Source organism: Tsukamurella sp. II2bb (assembly GCF_057815145.1).
On record NZ_JBYPZI010000006.1, the window covers coordinates 1 to 15,583 of the forward strand.

The 15,583-nt window shown below is 71.2% G+C and carries 15 protein-coding genes and 1 pseudogene; 3 read left to right on the plus strand and 13 right to left on the minus strand.

What is annotated here, in order from left to right; genetic code table 11:
- From AC21LY_RS14230 to AC21LY_RS14240, 3 genes are all read right to left on the minus strand, one after another.
- On the minus strand, nucleotides 1–1,005 hold a 1,005-nt coding region (locus AC21LY_RS14230), incomplete at its 3' end, for an ATP-dependent 6-phosphofructokinase (protein WP_489047518.1).
- 59 nt (nucleotides 1,006–1,064) lie between these two features.
- Nucleotides 1,065–1,721 carry a response regulator gene (locus AC21LY_RS14235; protein ID WP_489047163.1) on the minus strand — a complete coding sequence of 219 codons (657 nt, stop codon included), beginning with the start codon at nucleotides 1,719–1,721 and terminating at the stop codon, nucleotides 1,065–1,067.
- A gap of 10 nt (nucleotides 1,722–1,731) precedes the next feature.
- Nucleotides 1,732–2,997 carry a sensor histidine kinase gene (locus AC21LY_RS14240; RefSeq protein WP_489047164.1) on the minus strand — a complete coding sequence of 422 codons (1,266 nt, stop codon included), beginning with the start codon at nucleotides 2,995–2,997 and terminating at the stop codon, nucleotides 1,732–1,734.
- A gap of 112 nt (nucleotides 2,998–3,109) precedes the next feature.
- Here AC21LY_RS14240 and AC21LY_RS14245 point away from each other — a divergent pair, with 112 nt between their 5' ends.
- Together AC21LY_RS14245 and AC21LY_RS14250 are read left to right on the plus strand one after the other, a co-directional pair.
- Nucleotides 3,110–3,673: a hypothetical protein gene (locus AC21LY_RS14245; RefSeq protein WP_489047165.1), complete on the plus strand. Its 564-nt coding sequence runs from the start codon at nucleotides 3,110–3,112 to the stop codon at nucleotides 3,671–3,673.
- Nucleotides 3,670–4,923 carry an alpha/beta-hydrolase family protein gene (locus tag AC21LY_RS14250; RefSeq protein ID WP_489047166.1) on the plus strand — a complete coding sequence of 418 codons (1,254 nt, stop codon included), beginning with the start codon at nucleotides 3,670–3,672 and terminating at the stop codon, nucleotides 4,921–4,923. The genes AC21LY_RS14245 and AC21LY_RS14250 overlap by 4 nt, the downstream gene beginning before the upstream one ends.
- 10 nt (nucleotides 4,924–4,933) lie before the next feature.
- Here AC21LY_RS14250 and gatA read toward each other — a convergent pair whose 3' ends face one another.
- From gatA to AC21LY_RS14270, 4 genes are read right to left on the minus strand one after another with little or no spacing between them, the layout of a single operon-like run.
- The gene (gene gatA / locus AC21LY_RS14255; RefSeq protein ID WP_489047167.1) at nucleotides 4,934–6,433 is read right to left on the minus strand and encodes an Asp-tRNA(Asn)/Glu-tRNA(Gln) amidotransferase subunit GatA; all 1,500 of its coding nucleotides are present in this window, start codon (nucleotides 6,431–6,433) and stop codon (nucleotides 4,934–4,936) included.
- Between the two features lie 2 nt (nucleotides 6,434–6,435).
- The gene (gene gatC, locus AC21LY_RS14260; RefSeq protein ID WP_489047168.1) at nucleotides 6,436–6,744 is read right to left on the minus strand and encodes an Asp-tRNA(Asn)/Glu-tRNA(Gln) amidotransferase subunit GatC; all 309 of its coding nucleotides are present in this window, start codon (nucleotides 6,742–6,744) and stop codon (nucleotides 6,436–6,438) included.
- Between the two features lie 21 nt (nucleotides 6,745–6,765).
- Nucleotides 6,766–7,311 carry a dihydrofolate reductase family protein gene (locus AC21LY_RS14265; RefSeq protein ID WP_489047169.1) on the minus strand — a complete coding sequence of 182 codons (546 nt, stop codon included), beginning with the start codon at nucleotides 7,309–7,311 and terminating at the stop codon, nucleotides 6,766–6,768.
- Entirely contained in the window at nucleotides 7,308–8,237 is a 930-nt protein-coding gene (locus tag AC21LY_RS14270) for a helix-turn-helix domain-containing protein (protein ID WP_489047170.1), read from the minus strand. Before AC21LY_RS14270 ends, AC21LY_RS14265 begins: the two co-directional genes overlap by 4 nt.
- Before the next feature lie 128 nt (nucleotides 8,238–8,365).
- Here AC21LY_RS14270 and AC21LY_RS14275 point away from each other — a divergent pair, with 128 nt between their 5' ends.
- Nucleotides 8,366–9,586 carry a PucR family transcriptional regulator gene (locus AC21LY_RS14275; protein WP_489047171.1) on the plus strand — a complete coding sequence of 407 codons (1,221 nt, stop codon included), beginning with the start codon at nucleotides 8,366–8,368 and terminating at the stop codon, nucleotides 9,584–9,586.
- Between the two features lie 22 nt (nucleotides 9,587–9,608).
- Here the strand turns inward: AC21LY_RS14275 and AC21LY_RS14280 are convergent, their stop codons facing one another.
- The 6 genes and pseudogenes from AC21LY_RS14280 to AC21LY_RS14305 all read right to left on the minus strand — a co-directional run bounded on the left by AC21LY_RS14280 (nucleotide 9,609) and on the right by AC21LY_RS14305 (nucleotide 15,485).
- Nucleotides 9,609–10,016: a hypothetical protein gene (locus AC21LY_RS14280; protein ID WP_489047172.1), complete on the minus strand. Its 408-nt coding sequence runs from the start codon at nucleotides 10,014–10,016 to the stop codon at nucleotides 9,609–9,611.
- Between the two features lie 61 nt (nucleotides 10,017–10,077).
- Nucleotides 10,078–10,974 (minus strand): annotated as a pseudogene (locus AC21LY_RS14285) (type I glutamate--ammonia ligase); the annotation flags it as partial.
- A complete protein-coding gene (locus tag AC21LY_RS14290; RefSeq protein ID WP_489047173.1) occupies nucleotides 10,967–11,614 on the minus strand; it encodes a hypothetical protein in 648 nt (215 codons plus the stop codon). The pseudogene AC21LY_RS14285 and the gene AC21LY_RS14290, both read right to left, overlap by 8 nt.
- A gap of 37 nt (nucleotides 11,615–11,651) precedes the next feature.
- The gene (locus AC21LY_RS14295) at nucleotides 11,652–13,070 is read right to left on the minus strand and encodes an APC family permease (protein ID WP_489047174.1); all 1,419 of its coding nucleotides are present in this window, start codon (nucleotides 13,068–13,070) and stop codon (nucleotides 11,652–11,654) included.
- Nucleotides 13,067–13,966: an alpha/beta fold hydrolase gene (locus AC21LY_RS14300; RefSeq protein WP_489047175.1), complete on the minus strand. Its 900-nt coding sequence runs from the start codon at nucleotides 13,964–13,966 to the stop codon at nucleotides 13,067–13,069. Before AC21LY_RS14300 ends, AC21LY_RS14295 begins: the two co-directional genes overlap by 4 nt.
- Nucleotides 13,959–15,485, minus strand: coding sequence for a flavin-containing monooxygenase (locus tag AC21LY_RS14305; RefSeq protein WP_489047176.1), 1,527 nt, complete (start codon nucleotides 15,483–15,485; stop codon nucleotides 13,959–13,961). The genes AC21LY_RS14300 and AC21LY_RS14305 overlap by 8 nt, the downstream gene beginning before the upstream one ends.
- Nucleotides 15,486–15,583: the final 98 nt, after the last annotated feature.

Here is a 15,583-nt window from a genome sequence, read left to right on the forward strand (position 1 = left end):
GTAGCGTTCGCGGGGGACGCGTTTGAGTTGTTTGACGGCGTCGGCGAGGGGGACGAGGCCGATTTGGGTGCCGCGGAGGGAGACCATGTTGCCGGTTTTGCCGGCGTGGGCGGCGTCGGCGGCGTTGACGCCGTAGCGGGTGGCGAGGACGCGGTCGGCGGGGGTGGGGGTGCCGCCGCGTTGGACGTGGCCGAGGACGGTGGTGCGGACTTCTTTGTTGATGCGTTTTTCGATTTCGACGCCGAGTTGGTGGGCGACGCCGGTGAAGCGTTCGTGGCCGAATTCGTCGGTGCCGCCGAGGCGCAGTTCCATGGTGCCTTCGGCGGGTTTGGCGCCTTCGGCGACGACGCAGATGAAGCTGGAGTGGCCGCGTTGGAAGCGGCGTTTGATGAGGGAGCAGACTTCTTCGACGTCGAAGGGGACTTCGGGGATGAGGACCATGTGGGCGCCGGAGGCGAGGCCGGCGTTGAGGGCGATCCAGCCGGCGTGGCGGCCCATGACTTCGACGAGCATGACGCGTTGGTGGGATTCGGCGGTGGAGTGGAGGCGGTCGATGGCGTCGGTGGCGATGGTCAGGGCGGTGTCGAAGCCGAAGGTGACGTCGGTGCAGTCGATGTCGTTGTCGATGGTTTTGGGGACGCCGACGACGGGGACGCCTTCGTCGGCGAGCCAGGAGGCGGCGGTGAGGGTGCCTTCGCCGCCGATGGGGATGAGGACGTCGATGCCGTTGTCGTCGAGGGTTTGTGTGATCCGGTCGAGGCCGGCGCGCAGGATGTCGGGGTGGGTGCGGGCGGTGCCGAGCATGGTGCCGCCTTTGGTCAGGAGGCGGTCGTTGCGGTCGTCGTTGGACAGTTGCACCCTGCGGTCTTCGAGTAGTCCGCGCCAGCCGTCTTGGAAGCCGACCACCGCTGACCCGTAGCGGGAATCGCTTGTGCGGACCACCGCCCGGATCACCGCGTTCAAACCCGGGCAGTCACCACCACCGGTCAGGATGCCGATTCGCAGACTCATGCGGCCCATCTTGCCGGTGTCGCCCGAGCCTGTCCCGACATCTCACGAGGAGGTCAGCCGGGCACGACGACCCCGTTCTCATAGGCGTAGACGACTGCCTGGGCCCGGTCCCGGAGCCCGAGCTTCTGCAGGACCTTGCTGACGTGCGTCTTCACGGTCTGGTCGGAGACGAAAAGCGCCGCGGCGATCTCGGCGTTGGACCGCCCCGCGGCGACGGCCTCGAGCACCTCGCGTTCGCGCGGCGTGAGCGTCGCGAGCTCGGGTGGCGGGGTCCGACGGTGCGCCCGGGCCGCGGTGACCTCGGCGATCATCCGCCGGGTGACCGACGGCGCGAGCAGGGACTGCCCCTCGTGGACGACGCGGACAGCGCGGACGAGCTCCTCCGCCGGCGCGTCCTTGAGCATGAAGCCGGACGCGCCGACCCGCAGCGCCTCGTACACGTAGTCGTCGATGTCGAAGGTGGTGAGCATGAGCACCCGCACGCCGTCGTGCCGGCGCAGGATCTCGGCGGCGGCCTGAAGGCCGTTCATCTCGGGCATGCGCACGTCCATGAGCACCACGTCGGGCAGCAGCCGCGCGACCTCGGCGACGGCGGTCTTCCCGTCCGGAGCGTCCCCGATCACGGAGATGTCCGGTTGCGCGCCCAACAGGGCACCGAAGCCCTGCCGGACCATGGCCTGATCGTCGGCGATGAAGACGGTGATGGACACCCTCGTCAGCCTAGGCCCCGTCAGGCCGCGCGGGGAGGGCGGCGCGGACGGCGAATCCCCCTCCGGGCGTCGGCGTCGCGGACAGCGAGCCGCCGACGGTGCGTGCCCGCTCGGCCATGCCGGGGATGCCCTGGCCGAGGCCGGGGCCGCCGAGGTCGGCGTCGGACGTGCGCGGCCCGTTCTCGACGGTGAGGTTGAGCGTGCCCGCATCGAGGGTCAGGGCGACGGTGATCGCCGCGCCCTGCGCGTGCCGGGTCGCGTTCGCGATGGACTCCTGCACGATCCGGTAGGCGACGAGGGCAGTGCTCTCGCCGATCGCCGCCGGGTCGGGCAGGGGAAGGTAGTCGACGGTGACCCCCGCGGCCCGGGCGCCGTCGATCAGCTCGTCGACCCCGCCGAGGCCGGGCGCGGGGGCGAGTTCGGCGGAGGCGTCGTCGAGGCGGAGCACGCCGAGCAGCGCGCGGACCTCGTTGAGCGCCTCGCGGGCGGAGACGGCGATCCCGTCGAACTCGGCGCGGGCGCGCTCGGAGAGGTCGGGCACGCGGTACTGCGCGGTCTGCGCCTGGACCACCACGAGCGACATCCGGTGCGCGACGATGTCGTGCAGGTCGCGGGCGATGCGCGTGCGCTCCTCGAGAATGGCGCGGCGACCGCGCTCGAGCTCGCTGACCTCGGTCTGCTCCTCGAGCCGGGTGCGGGACTGCAGCGCGAGACGCACCAGCAGGATGATCACGAGCGAGACCATGATCCCGGCCACCCAGCCGCCGCCGGTGCCGTCCTCCGCGTTCATGAAGAACAGCACGGACGATGCGGCGGCGATGGCGATCGCATCGAGGGGCGCGCACCTGACGAAGGCGATCCAGCTGGTGATCAGCATCGCGATGATGAGCGAGACCTGCCAGTTCCACGGCCAGTCCTGCTTCGCGTCGAAGGGCAGCAGTGGGAAGACCGCCGCCGTGCCGGCGACGATCCCCCAGGCCGCCCGCGGGTGCACCCAGGCGATCGCGATCGGTAGCACCGAGAGCCCGCTGATGATCGGCAACAGCGCCGCGGGCACCACGAACTGCTCGTTCAAGGTGGGCCAGGCGACCGCCCACATGATGAGCGCGACGAGCAGGAACAGCCAATTGATCTTCCGGGACAGGAAGATCCCGAGCGGTGTGGCATGCAGCGCACCGTCGGGGGCCTCGATGTGCAGCGCGCTCTGCCGGTCCAGGTAGCGGCCGGCGCGCACCGTCGCCCGCCCGAGCCGCTCGATCCTCTTCGTGGTCCTCATGGAAGGCAACGCTAGGGGCACCGAACGCTCGCCGTCCTCATACTTCCGGGTGATATCGAACCCCTCGCGCAGCCGATCCGGGCACCGGCCCGGCGTTCCTAGCGTCGCCGTCATGAACCGCCGCATGCTCGCCGCCGCAGCCGTCCTCGCCGTTCCCCTGTCGTTCGGGATCTCCCTCCCCGCCGCCGTGGGCGACACCACCGTCCGCGAGGACGGAGCGTCCGCCGCCGCCGTCCGCGCGATCACCGATCCCGCCACCGATCCCGCCGCGCAGGTACGCGCCGTGCGGGGCACGCTGAGCTACGCGGCCGCCGTGGGTCCCGGCTACGCCCTCTCACCGCACGGCGACTGCTCGTCGGTGGTGCACCTGCCCGCCGACTTCGACGCGCCGTGCAAGGCACACGATCTCGGCTACGACCTGCTCCGGCACGCCGACGCCGCCGGGCACCCGCTGGGCGGGTGGGCGCGCCGGAGGATCGACGACGCCTTCGCCGACCGGCTCGCCGCCGCCTGCGCCGCACGGCCCCTCGCGCAGCGCCGGCACTGCACAGAGGTCGCCGGCCTGACGGTGCTCGCGGTGCGCGCGAACACCTGGCGCCAGCACGACGGCCCGCCCCGGGCGGAGTCGGCCACCGAGATCGTGACCAGCTGGATCACGGGCGGAGGCCGGCTGTGACCGCGCTGCCGCGCCCCCGCAACGGGGTGCTCACCGGCTACGCGGTCGGGGTGGCATGCGCGCTGTTCCCGAACCAGTTGCCGCGTACGGTCGCCGTGCAGGTCGTGGTGTGCCTGGTGCTCGGTGCCATCGGGGCGCTGACCGCCGAGCTGCTCACCCGCCGCAGCACGAGGCGGCCGTCAGTGCGGTCGGTTTCCTGCGCTATTCGTGGGAAGCCGACCGCACTCACGGCGGCCGTCGCAGAGACGTCCGGGGGCGGATACCGCGCAGCGCTGTATCCGGGTTCCGCTGCCCTCGTGGGCTGGCTGCTGTGGCAGAACCACGTGCGCGCGGCCGCGGACGTCGGCCCGGTCGGACCGCTCGGTTTCGCTGTGCTCGCGGCTGTGGTCGGGGCGGCGCCGTTCGTGGTGGCCGCACTATGGTCGGTGGAACTGCGGGCGGCCGTAGCCGCGGTGGTGGCGATCACGGCCGCGGCGGGTATCGCGTGGCCGGCGACGGCACGTCCGCCCGAGGAATCCTCCTCCTACGCACAGCGTTTCGCCGACATCGAGGCGCGGACGCCGGGCGTCCGCGCGTACGCCTCTCTGTCCGATGGTGCCTCCCCCGCTCGGCGGGCAACCGTCGCGGTGGACCGCCTCGTCGCCGCCGGCGGGCTCGCTCGCCGGGCCGTCGTGATCGCGGTGCCGACGGGATCCGGCTGGGTGGACCCGCATTTCGTCCGCGGCGTCGAGGAGGCGGTGCGCGGCGACAGCGCGATCGTCGCGGTGCAGTACACCGAGATGCCGAGCTGGCAGTCCTTCGTGCTGCACCGCGACGCGGCCGCTGCGAGCACGGCGGCGCTGATCGACGAGTTGCACCGGCGGGCACCGTCGACTCCGCTGCGCGTCTACGGGCAGAGCCTGGGGACGGTCGGGGTGCTCGCCGCCCAGCGCCGGGCGGCGGAACTGGGCGCGCCCCTCGCGGCGACGCTGCAGGTGGGCACGCCCGCCGGGGTCGCGGTCGCGGGGCCCGCGCAGCTCAACTCCTCCGACCCGGTGGGAATCTGGTCGCCGCGGCTGCTGATCGCACCGCCGCAGCGGGCCGCCACCGCGACCAGACGCGCCACCCCGCGACCGCCGTGGCTCCCCGTGCTCTCGTTCGTGCAGGCCACCGTCGACCTGCTGGGCGCGACCGCACCACCGCCCGGCCTGGGGCACCGGTACGACGAGCGCCAGGGCTCCGCGCTGGTCGCCGATCTCGCTCCCCGCTGACTTAACAGGGTTAGGCGACGGGGCCGCGGGCGGCCTCGTAGGCGGCGCCGACGCGGTAGAGCCGGTCGTCCGCCTGCGCGGGCGCCAGGATCTGCAGGCCGACGGGCAGGCCGTCGTCGCCCGACAGGCCCGAGGGCACCGACATGCCGCAGTGACCGGCGAGGTTCGTCGGCAACGTGAACAGGTCGAACAGGTACATCGCCAGCGGATCGCCGACCTTCTCCCCCAGCTTGAACGCGGTGGTGGGGGTGGTCGGCGAGACGATCACGTCCACGCTCTCGTAGGCGCGGGCGAAGTCCTCCGCGAGCAGCGTCCGGACCTTCTGCGCGCTGCCGTAGTAGGCGTCGTAATAGCCGGAGCTGAGCGCGTAGGTGCCGATCATGATGCGCCGCTTGACCTCCGGGCCGAAGCCGGCCTCGCGGGTCAGCGCCATGACCTCCTCCGCGGAGTGCGTGCCGTCGTCGCCGGTGCGCAGGCCGTAGCGCATGGCGTCGAACCGGGCGAGGTTCGAGGAGACCTCCGACGGGAGGATCAGGTAGTACGCGGCCAGGGAGTACTGCAGCGTCGGCAGCGACACCTCGACGGTCTCGGCGCCGAGGTCGCGCAGCTGCTGCACGGCCTTCAGATACGACGCCTGCACGCCCGGCGCGGTGCCCTCGGCGCCGAACTCCTTCACCAGACCCACCCGGACGCCCTTCAGGTCGCCCGAAGCGCCCGCCCGCGCGGCGGCCACCACGCCGGGCACCGGCGCGTCGAGGGAGGTGGAGTCGCGCGGGTCGTGCCCGGCGATCACCTCGTGCAGCAGTGCGGTGTCGAGGACGGTGCGCGCGCACGGGCCGCCCTGGTCCAGCGACGACGCGCAGGCGACCAACCCGTAGCGCGAGACGGCGCCGTAGGTCGGGCGCACACCGACGGTGGCGGTCAGCGACGCGGGCTGGCGGATGGAGCCGCCGGTGTCGGTGCCGATCGCGAGCGGCGCCTCGTAGGAGGCCAGCGCCGCCGCGCTGCCGCCGCCGGAGCCGCCGGGGGTGCGGTCCGCGGCCCACGGGTTGCGGGTCACGCCGTACGCCGAGTTCTCCGTCGACGAGCCCATGGCGAACTCGTCCATGTTGGTCTTGCCCAGGATCGGGATGCCGGCGGCGCGCAGCTTCGCGGTGACGGTCGCGTCGTACGGGGCGGTCCAGCCCTCGAGGATCTTCGAGCCGCAGGTGGTCGGCGCGTCCGTCGTGGTGAAGACGTCCTTGAGCGCCAGCGGCACACCGGCCAGGGCGGAGGCGGGCTGCTCGCCGCGGGCCCGGGCCTCGTCCACGGTCCGCGCCGCCGCGAGGGCGGCGTCGGCGCCGACGTGCAGGAAGGCGCCGAGGTCACCGTCGACCTCGGCGATCCGGTCCAGGTGGGCCTGGGTGACCTCGACGGAGCTCAGCTCGCCGGAGGCGATCTTCGCGGCCAGGTCGGCGGCGGTGGCGCCGGTGATCTCGTTCGCGGCCCGCAGGCCCGAGGACTCCGTCATCGTCACTCCTCCCCCAGGATGCGCGGCACGGCGAAGCGGTCGCCCTCGCGGTTCGGGGCGCCCGAGAGCGCCTGCTCCGGCGTGAGGCCGGCGACGGGCACGTCGGCGCGGCTGACGTTGATGTTGCCCACCGGCAGGGTGAGCGGCGCGACGTCCGCGTCGGCACCATCGGAGCCGATCTCGGTCACCACCTTGACGTGCTCGAGGATCGAATCGAGCTGCGTGGCGAAGACGTCGAGCTCTTCGTCGGTGACGGCGAGGCGCGACAGGCGCGCCAGATGGGCGACCTCGTCCCGGGAGATGGCAGACATGCCTGCAATCCTAGGCTGCGCTCAGGCGCGTGCCCCGACCACCCGGTAGCGACCGCAGAGGAAGGCCTTGTTCCGCGCCCACTCCACCAGCTCGAAGTCGAAGGCCCGCGGGAACAGGGGCCGCCCCTCGCCCACGGTGGCCGGCGCATAGCTGATGACCAGCTCGTCGAGCATGCCCGCCTCCGCGAACTGCGCGGCGAGGTCGCCACCGCCCACGACCCACACCCCCTTCTCCCCCGCCGCGGCTTCCAGCTCGTCCCGTCGCGCGGCCGGCTCGCCCGCGACGAACCGCACACCGGGGTGGATGGGCGCCAGTTCCCGGTGGGTGAACACGAACACCGGGTAGTCGGCGTAGTACCAGGGCTCGTCGCCGGCCTGGACCCGATCGACCACCCACTGGTAGGTGGTGTAGCCCATGACGATCGCGCCGACCGTCTTCATGTACTCCTCGATGTTCATCGGCCCGCCGTCGTCGATCGGCTGGCTGAGCAGCCAGTCCAGGCTGTCGTTCTCGTCGGCCAGGAAGCCGTCGAGGGTGGACGCGGTGTAGTACGAGTAGGCGGTCATGCGAGTCCTCCGGTGATGCGTCGGTGCCAGATGATGGGATCGGGGTCGAGTTCGGGGGTGTCGACGGCGACGCCGGCGTCGGCCAGCATCCAGCGCGCCAGCAGTCGACGGTGCGCCGAGAAGGTCAGCTCGTGCGCCACGATCTGCGAGAGCAGGAAGGACTCGGGCGGATCGCACAGCGCGTCGATCACCCGGTCTCCCCACGCGCCGCGCCGCTCGATGTCGCGGATCATCCCCAGCCAGCGCGGGGAGATCCGTTCGTGGTGCGCGCGAAGAACATCGGGAGCGTCGTCGGGGTCGCGCCGGGGCTCCGGGTCCCCGGCGACCGTCGCGAGCCACGGCTCGGCGCTGTGCACGAGGTGCCACAGCACCTGCGCGAGGGATTCGTCGGGGCCCTCCCAGTGCCGCGGCCGCGACCCGGGCAGCCGGACCTTCCGGTACTCCGCGCCCGGCAGCCCCGCCGCGGCCCCGAGCAGGGCACCGATGTCGGCCGCGTCGTGCTGCACCTGCAGCGCAAGCACGTCCCCCGTCGACACCTCGTGCCCGTCCTCGACGTACAGCACCGTCGGGGAATGGAAGTGCAGGCCGTTCGGTGACGGCAACCAGTGCCCGACGGTGGCGGGAAGTTGCGAGGGCGAATGCCCGTACGCGCGGGCGAACGCCCGGATGAAACCCTCGACGGATTCGTATCCCGCCGCGAAGGCCGCGTCGGTCACCGTCGAGCCGCGCTGCAACTGCCAGGCGGCGCGCTCGAGCAGGACGCGGCGGCGCAGCGCGACGGGCGATTCGCCCGCTCCGGCGCGCACCTGCCGGGCGAAGTGATGCAGCGAACTGTGCGCGCCCGCGGCCATGGCGTCGAGGTTGTCGTGCGGGTCGGCGAGGACGGCCTCGAGGAGTCGGCGCAGCGGATCGGCGGGTTCGGACATGGGTCCAGTATCGACCGCCCGGGTCGGCCGCCGCTTGACCGTTCTTGCTCAGTCGGCGCGGGACGCCGGCCGGCTGAGCACGGGTGATTCGCTGCAGTGCGATCCGTCCACGGCGCTATAGTCCGACGGTGGAATCGTCGTGGCCGCGTGTGGACGGGCGTACCGCTGCCCTGATCCGGGAGGTCGCGGAACACCTTCTGCTCTCCACCGATGCGGCCGTCGACGAGCTCACGGTGGTCGCGCAGCAGTCGGCGGACTACCGAGCCCTGATCGAGGATCCTCAGCTGGCCGCCGCCGACCGCCGGATGAACCGGGCCAACATGCTGCATTGGCTGATGTCCAACGTCCAGGCGCCCGGCGCGCGGGTGCCGCCGAACCTGGCCCCGGATATCCTCCAGTTCGCGCGCGACGTGGTCCGGCGCGGCCTCGACATGCACGACCTGGGGTCGTGGCGGGGCGCGCAGTACGGCGCCTGGGCCGCGTGGGTCGACCAGTGCTTCGCCGTCACCGACGACCTCGACGAGCTCCGTGAGCTCATGAAGGTGTCCGAGCGGTCGATGTCGACGTTCATCGATGATTCGATCGCGGCTCTCGACGCCTACGTCGAACAGGAGCGCGCCGAACTCGCCCGCGGCGCGAGCGCCGAACGCCACGCGACCGCCCAACTCCTCCTGGAGGGAGCGCCCATCGGTCGCGCACGTGCCGAGGCGCAACTCGGGTACCCGTTGACCGGCAGCCATGTCGCAGCGATCCTCTGGAGCGACTCACTCGACACGGCAGCAGAACTCGATGCCGCCGCTGAGACGGTCATGCGCGTCTGCGGCGCGGCGCGGCGCCTCACGCTCAACGCGAGTGCCTCCGCGCTGTGGGTCTGGATGCCGGCGGAGACGGTACCGGCGGCGGAGGCGGTGCGAACCGCGCTCGCCGACAGGCCCGGCATCCGGGTGGCCTTCGGTCGGCCCGGTCGCGACATCGAGGGATTCCGCCGGACCCACCTCGACGCCACCGCTGCGCAGCGCGTGCTCGCCCGGGTCGGCTCCACCCGGTCGATCGTGCGCTACGAGGACGTGGCGCTGGTCTCGGTACTCACGGCCGACATGACGCAGGCGGACAAATTCGTGACCGACACGCTCGGTGATTTCGCCGCCGCCGATGCCGCGCTCCGGGAGACCGTCCTCACCTACGTGCAGGAGCGGTTCAACGCCTCAGCCGCGGCGGAGCGGCTGTACACGCATCGCAACACCGTCGAACGGCGACTCACCCGGGCCGGTCAACTGCTCCCCGTGCCGCTGGCGGACAATGCCACCTCCATCGTGGCCGCGCTCATGCTGGTGCAGTTGCGCGACTGACGATGCCGACGTGAGCGGCGGCTCAGGCGAACTCGAAGTACCGGCGGGACTCCCACTCCGAGAGATCCACGTAGGGGTCCCCGCCGGTGGTGTGGAACTGCATCCACTCCCAGCGGCGCGACGCGGTCCAGAAGTCGACGAACTCGTCACCGAGGTACTCGCGCAGCAGCGGGTCCGCGTCGAGCGCCGCGATCGCCTTGGTCATCGAATCCGGGATCCGCTCGACGCCGCAGTCGTCGGGCAGACACCAGGCCATGTCGTCGACCTGCGGCGGCGCCTGCAGCTTCTTCTCGATCCCCGCCACGATGCCGGCGAGCAGGCCGGCGAGCGCGTAGTAGGGGTTGACGTCTGAGCCGGGTACCCGGTACTCCAGCCGGGAGTACTTGGGGTGGCCCGCGATGGCGCGCAGGGCCGCGGTCTTGTTGTTCACGCCCCAGGTGATGGGTGGTGGGCGGCCCGGAGACGTCGACCAGGCGACGGTAGGAGGTGATCTGCGGCAGTGCGAGGAGCGTGTTGCCCGCCATCGTCGCCATCAGCCCGCCGACGGCGTTGAGCATGAGCTCGGACGGACCGTCCGGCGCGTAGAACTGATTGACGCCGTCTCGCTGCAGCGAGACGTTCAGGTGCGCGCCCTGTCCGAAACCGGCAGTCGGCTTGGCCATGAAGGTGACCGATCGCCCCTTCTCGCAGGCGATCTCGCGCATGACCTGCTTGGTGCGCACCCACGAGTCGGCGACCTTCAGCGGGTCGGTGGGCGCGATGTTCAGCTCGGTCTGGCCCGGCGCCGCCTCGTCCGTCCATGCCTCCCAGACGATCCCGAGCTCGTCGAGCCGGTCCGTCACGGCCTCCATGTACTCGATCCAGTCCGACGACCGGGCGAGGTTGTAGGTGGCGCCGGTCTCCCCGCCGAGCGGCGTGAGATCGCGGTAGCCGCGGGCCCGGGCGTCCTGGATGGACTCCTCGAACAGGGTGGTCTCGATCTCCACCGCGACGGTGGCGGTGTAGCCCAGCTCCGCGAGGCGGTCGATCTGCTTGCGCATGAGGTTGCGCGGGCAGATCGGGTTGGGACTGCCGTCCCGGAGCCAGAAGTCGCCGATCACGGACTGCACGCCGGGCTTCCACTCCACCAGCGTGTCCATGTCGGGCTGCAGCGAGATGTCGTAGAGGTTGCCCCGCCACTCGGGGTAGGGATCGCCGAAGACGATGTCGGTGCCCATGTCGATGGCGAAGAGGACGTCGGCGAAGGCGAAGCCGGACGTGACGCCGGAGTCGAACTTCGCGGGGGTGACGTTCTTGCCCATGAAGCTGCCGTCGTGGTTGGTGGCCTCGACGCGGTACGCCTTGACCGGCCGGCCGGTGCGCGTGGTGGCGGGAGTGGGATCAGACATCGTAACGGGCCTTCCAGGATGCGGCGGTCATGGTCGAGAGCTGCGCCATGCTCCCCTGGACGCGCAGGCCGCGCTCCAGGGCGGTCAGGAGGAAATCGGTGCCGGTGAAGACGCCGGCGAGCGCGTCGGGGGTACCGACGATGCGGTAGATCGAGGCGCCCGATCCGAACCGGGCCTCCTCCCGGCCGTCGGGTCCCGCCGCCACGGCGACGAGCACGTCCGGCACGCCGGGGACGCCGCGGGTGATCTCCCAGAACCGGGCGGCAGCCTCGCGCCACTCGGGTAGCGGCACCTGCAGGGCTCGGAGCGCCGCGTCCGCGAGCTCGGGGTCACCGTCGGATCCCCTCCGCGCGAGGCGGTTGTCGAGGTCGACGACCACCGTCGCGTCGGTCGGGGCGAAGACGCCGCCCGTGACGGTCACGGCACCGCCGGAGAAGGTGACGGTGGCGGCCTGCGGGGTGGCGTGCGAGCAGACGGCGACGGTGCCGGACGCGCGCCCGAGGACGTCGGGGGCGTGGCCCAACCGGTCCGCGTCGCGGAGCGTGCGGCCGATCAGCCGGACGATGGGCGTGGCATCGTCGTCGATCGCGATCCGGACCTGCGCCGCGGATTCGGGAGCGGGAAGTGTGGTGGTGTTCATAGGGATTCCTTGTTCACGGGACTTCACGGACTGGGTGTCATTCGAAGGCGGCGTACGCGTCGGGCCGGCGGCGGCGCAGCGCCACGGCCCAGACGAGGCCCGCGACGAACGACGCGCCGATCACGCCGAGGAAGACGTTCGCCAGCGCTCGCGAGCCGACGAGCAGCTCGAAGTTGCTCACGACGAGGACGAGGATCGCCCCGAGCGCGACCAGCGCGAAGGCCGGCGCGACGGTGCCGCGCCACAGGCTCGCGGTGCGCTGCCGGAGGAAGTGCACGACGACCGCGGCGGAGGTCAGGGTGAGCAGCGCGACCAGGCCGAGGGTCCCGGCGCCGCCGAACCAGGCGTAGACCTCGGTGACGGGGTGCAGCCCGACGACCACGGTGAGCGCGACGAGCGTCCCGATCACCACGGAGGTCAGCACCGACGCGGCGTGCGGCGACCGGTGCACCGGATGCACTGCACCGAGCCGGCTCGACACCGCCTCCTGCCGCCCCAGGGCGAACAGGTAGCGCGAGACCACGTTGTGGGCGGTGAGGATGCAGGCGAAGAAGCTGGTGACCAGCAACACCTGCACCACGTCGTGGGCGACGCTCGAGATGTAGCGCGTCGCGAGCCCGGGCGCGAGGCCCTCGGGGTCCGCGGCGGCGAGCTCGGACGCGTGATCGACGCCCAGGCCGATGATCATGGCCCACGACGAGAGCGCGTAGACGACCGCGATGACGAGCACTGCGATGTAGGTCGCCCTCGGGATCGTGCGGTCGGGATCCTTGGCCTCCAACCGGAACACCGCCGTCGCCTCGAAGCCGACGAAACCGAAGACGGCGAACATGATCCCGGTGCCGACGGCGCCACTCGTGAAGGCGCTCCAGGAGAGTGGCTGCGCCGACAGGCCGTCGGCACCGCCGTGCAGCACGATCGCGGCGTCGACCACGACGACGATGCCGATCTCGGCGACGAGCAGCACGCCCAGCACCCGAGCGCTGACCTCGACGTTGCGGTAGCCGAGCACACCGATCAGCACCAGCCCCGCCGCGGAGAACACCCACCACGGCACTGCGGCACCGGAGAAGTTCTCGACCACGGCGGCCGCCGCGGCACCCAGGTACGCGGTGACCGCGATGATCAGGACCGAGTACGTGACCAGTGCCAGCGCCGCGGCGCCGAGCCCCGCGGTGGTGCCGAGGCCGCGCTGGACGTAGGAGTAGAAGGCCCCCGCGCTGCGGACCTCGGGCGTCATCGCCGAGTAGCCGACGGTGAACAGCAGCAGCACCGCACCGACGATGAGGAAGTCGACGGGAGTTCCGATGCCGTTGCCGGTGCCGAGCATGAGCGGGATCAGCCCGGCGAACACCGTCAGCGGCGCCGCCACGGCCACGACCATGAAGACGATCTGCGGGACCCCGAGCGTCCGCTCCAATCCTGCACCGGTCGACGGTGCCTCGGTGGTCGTCATCGCGCTACCGCCCGATCGAGGTGACCGACGACGAGGTCGGCGATCCGGAGCGCGAGCGCGTCCGGCAGGTGGTGTCCCATTCCGCGGATGACGACGTGCCGGGCATCGGCGATCGCGGCCGCGGTGGCGTCACCACCGGACGGCGCGACGATGAGGTCCCGGTCGCCGTTGATCACCAGCGTGGGCGCCGTGATTCGGGCGATCTCCGCGGTGCGGTCGCCCGAGGCCTGGATGGCCTGGAGCTGGCGGGCGGTGCCGGCGACGGCGTCGCCCGCGGTGCGCTCCCAGGTCGTGACGGCGTGCGCGGCCTCCTCGGCCTCATCGATCGGGTATGCGGTGCCCGCAAGGTGTGCGGTCATCCGCAGATGGGAGCGCACGGCGCCCACCCGGTCCTTCGGAGGCGGGGCTGACATCAGCGCCCAGGTCGACGGTGCCGGCTGCCCCACCGTGGTGTCACCCGTGGTGGAGTACAGCGAGGTGAGGGTCGTGACGAGGTGCGGGTACCGGGCGGCGACGGTCTGGGCGATCATGCCGCCCATCGACCGTCCGACCAGGTGCACGGGCCCGACGCCCAGGTGCTCGATCAGCTGCGCCGTGTCCGCCGCCATGTCGGCGAGCGTGTAGGCGTCCTTGCGGGGCCGGGCGAGCAGCTGGCGCAATGTGCTCGGCGGCGGGGTCGTGGCGTAGGTCGACCGGCCGCTGTCCCGGTTGTCCATCCGGAACACCCGGTACCCAGTGGCGGTGAGAGCGGAGACGAAGCGTTCGGACCACGTCGTCAGGTCCTCCGCGAGACCGGCGACGAGCAGGACGGGCGCACCGTCGACGGGGCCGTCCACCCGGTAGCAGACGCGCGTGCCGCCGGGGAGCACGGCGAAACGGTCCAGATCCTCAGGCATCGACCCGCTCCTTGGCCTGTGCCCCGGCACCGCGCACGTCGTCGCGGGTGGAACCGAACTGCAGCGCGTCGTCGAGCAGCGGTCCGCGCAGGATCTTGGCGTCCTGCTGGAAGGACATAGACTGCTGGAACAGTCCCGTGCCCTGCTTCGGGATGATGTCCTTCGCCCGCTGGGCGTAGCCCGAGCTCAAGTCCAGGATCGGCCGGCGCTCCATCGCGGGGTCGGCGACGACGCGAACGCTGTCGTAGCCGAAGGCGTCCATGTGCTTAACCAGGTCGCAGAAGTAACGGGCGAGGATCCCGACCTTCAGGGTCCACGCGGACGTGGTGTAACCGATCGAGATGGCCAGGTTGGGGATCCCCGAGAGGAGGGCGCCGCGGTAGGCGACCGTGTCCGGGAGCGCGACGGGGGCGCCGTCGACCTCGAGGTCGATGCCGCCGAGGAAGCGCATGTTCAGTCCGGTGGCAGTCACGATGAGGTCCGCATCGAGGTGCTCGCCCGATTCGAGCGCGATCCCGGTCTCGGTGAACCGCTCGATCCTGTCAGTCGTGATGGAGGCGCCGCCGTTGCTCAGGGCCTCGAAGAAGTCACCGTCGGGGCACAGGCACAGGCGCTGATCCCACGGGATGTAGGACGGATTGAAGTGGGTGTCCACGTCGTAGCCCTCCGGCAGGGACTTGGCGTTGACACGCCGGATGATCTTGCGGGTGATCTTCGGGAAGGCGCGCATGAACTTGACCTGGGCGAGGTCCGTCGTGATGTTGGTGAACCGGGTCATCGCGTAGCCGCGCTTCTCGCCGAACGTCCGGCTCAGCAGCTGAGCGAAACTGTCGACCTTGGGCCACGGCACCACATAAGTCGGCGTGCGCTGCAGCATGGTGACGTGGGCGGCGGCACCCTCGTGGTTCAGCATCGAGGGGATCAGCGTCACGGCGGTGGCGCCGCTGCCGATCACCACGACCTTCTTGCCGGAGTAGTCGTAGCCCTCGGGCCAGTGCTGCGGGTGGATGATGTCGCCCCGGAAGTCCTCGCGGCCCTCGAAGTGCGGGGTGTAGCCCTCGTCGTAGCGGTAGTAGCCGGTGCCGGCGAAGATCCAGTTGGCGGTGATGCGCTTGTCGCCCTCAGGTGTGCTCACGTCGAGGGTCCAGCGGGCGTCGGCGCTCGACCAGGAGGCGCGCTGTACGGCGTGCTCCATGCGTAGGAGGGGCGCCAGGTCGAACTCGTCGATCGTCTCCTGCAGGTAGTTCACGATCTTCGGGGCCTCCGCGATGGCGTCGGGGTCCGTCCACGGCTTGAACTCGTAGCCGAAGGTGTGCAGGCCGTTATCGGAACGGATGCCGGGGTACTTGAACAGGTCCCAGGTGCCGCCGATGTTCGCGCGTCCCTCGAGGATCGCCACCCGCTTGTCGGGGAAGGCCTCGGTGATGTACTTCGCAGCGCCGATGCCGGAGATGCCGGCGCCGATGATGACGATGTCGAAGTCGTCGGTCTGAGTCTGGGCGGTGGTCGGTGCGCTCATCGTGGGGGCCTTTCGAATGTCGCCGTCTGATGGTGGATCAAGATTGCCTCACAGTCGGTCATATGATCAACATCACACTGCTCCGTCTTCTTCGTGAG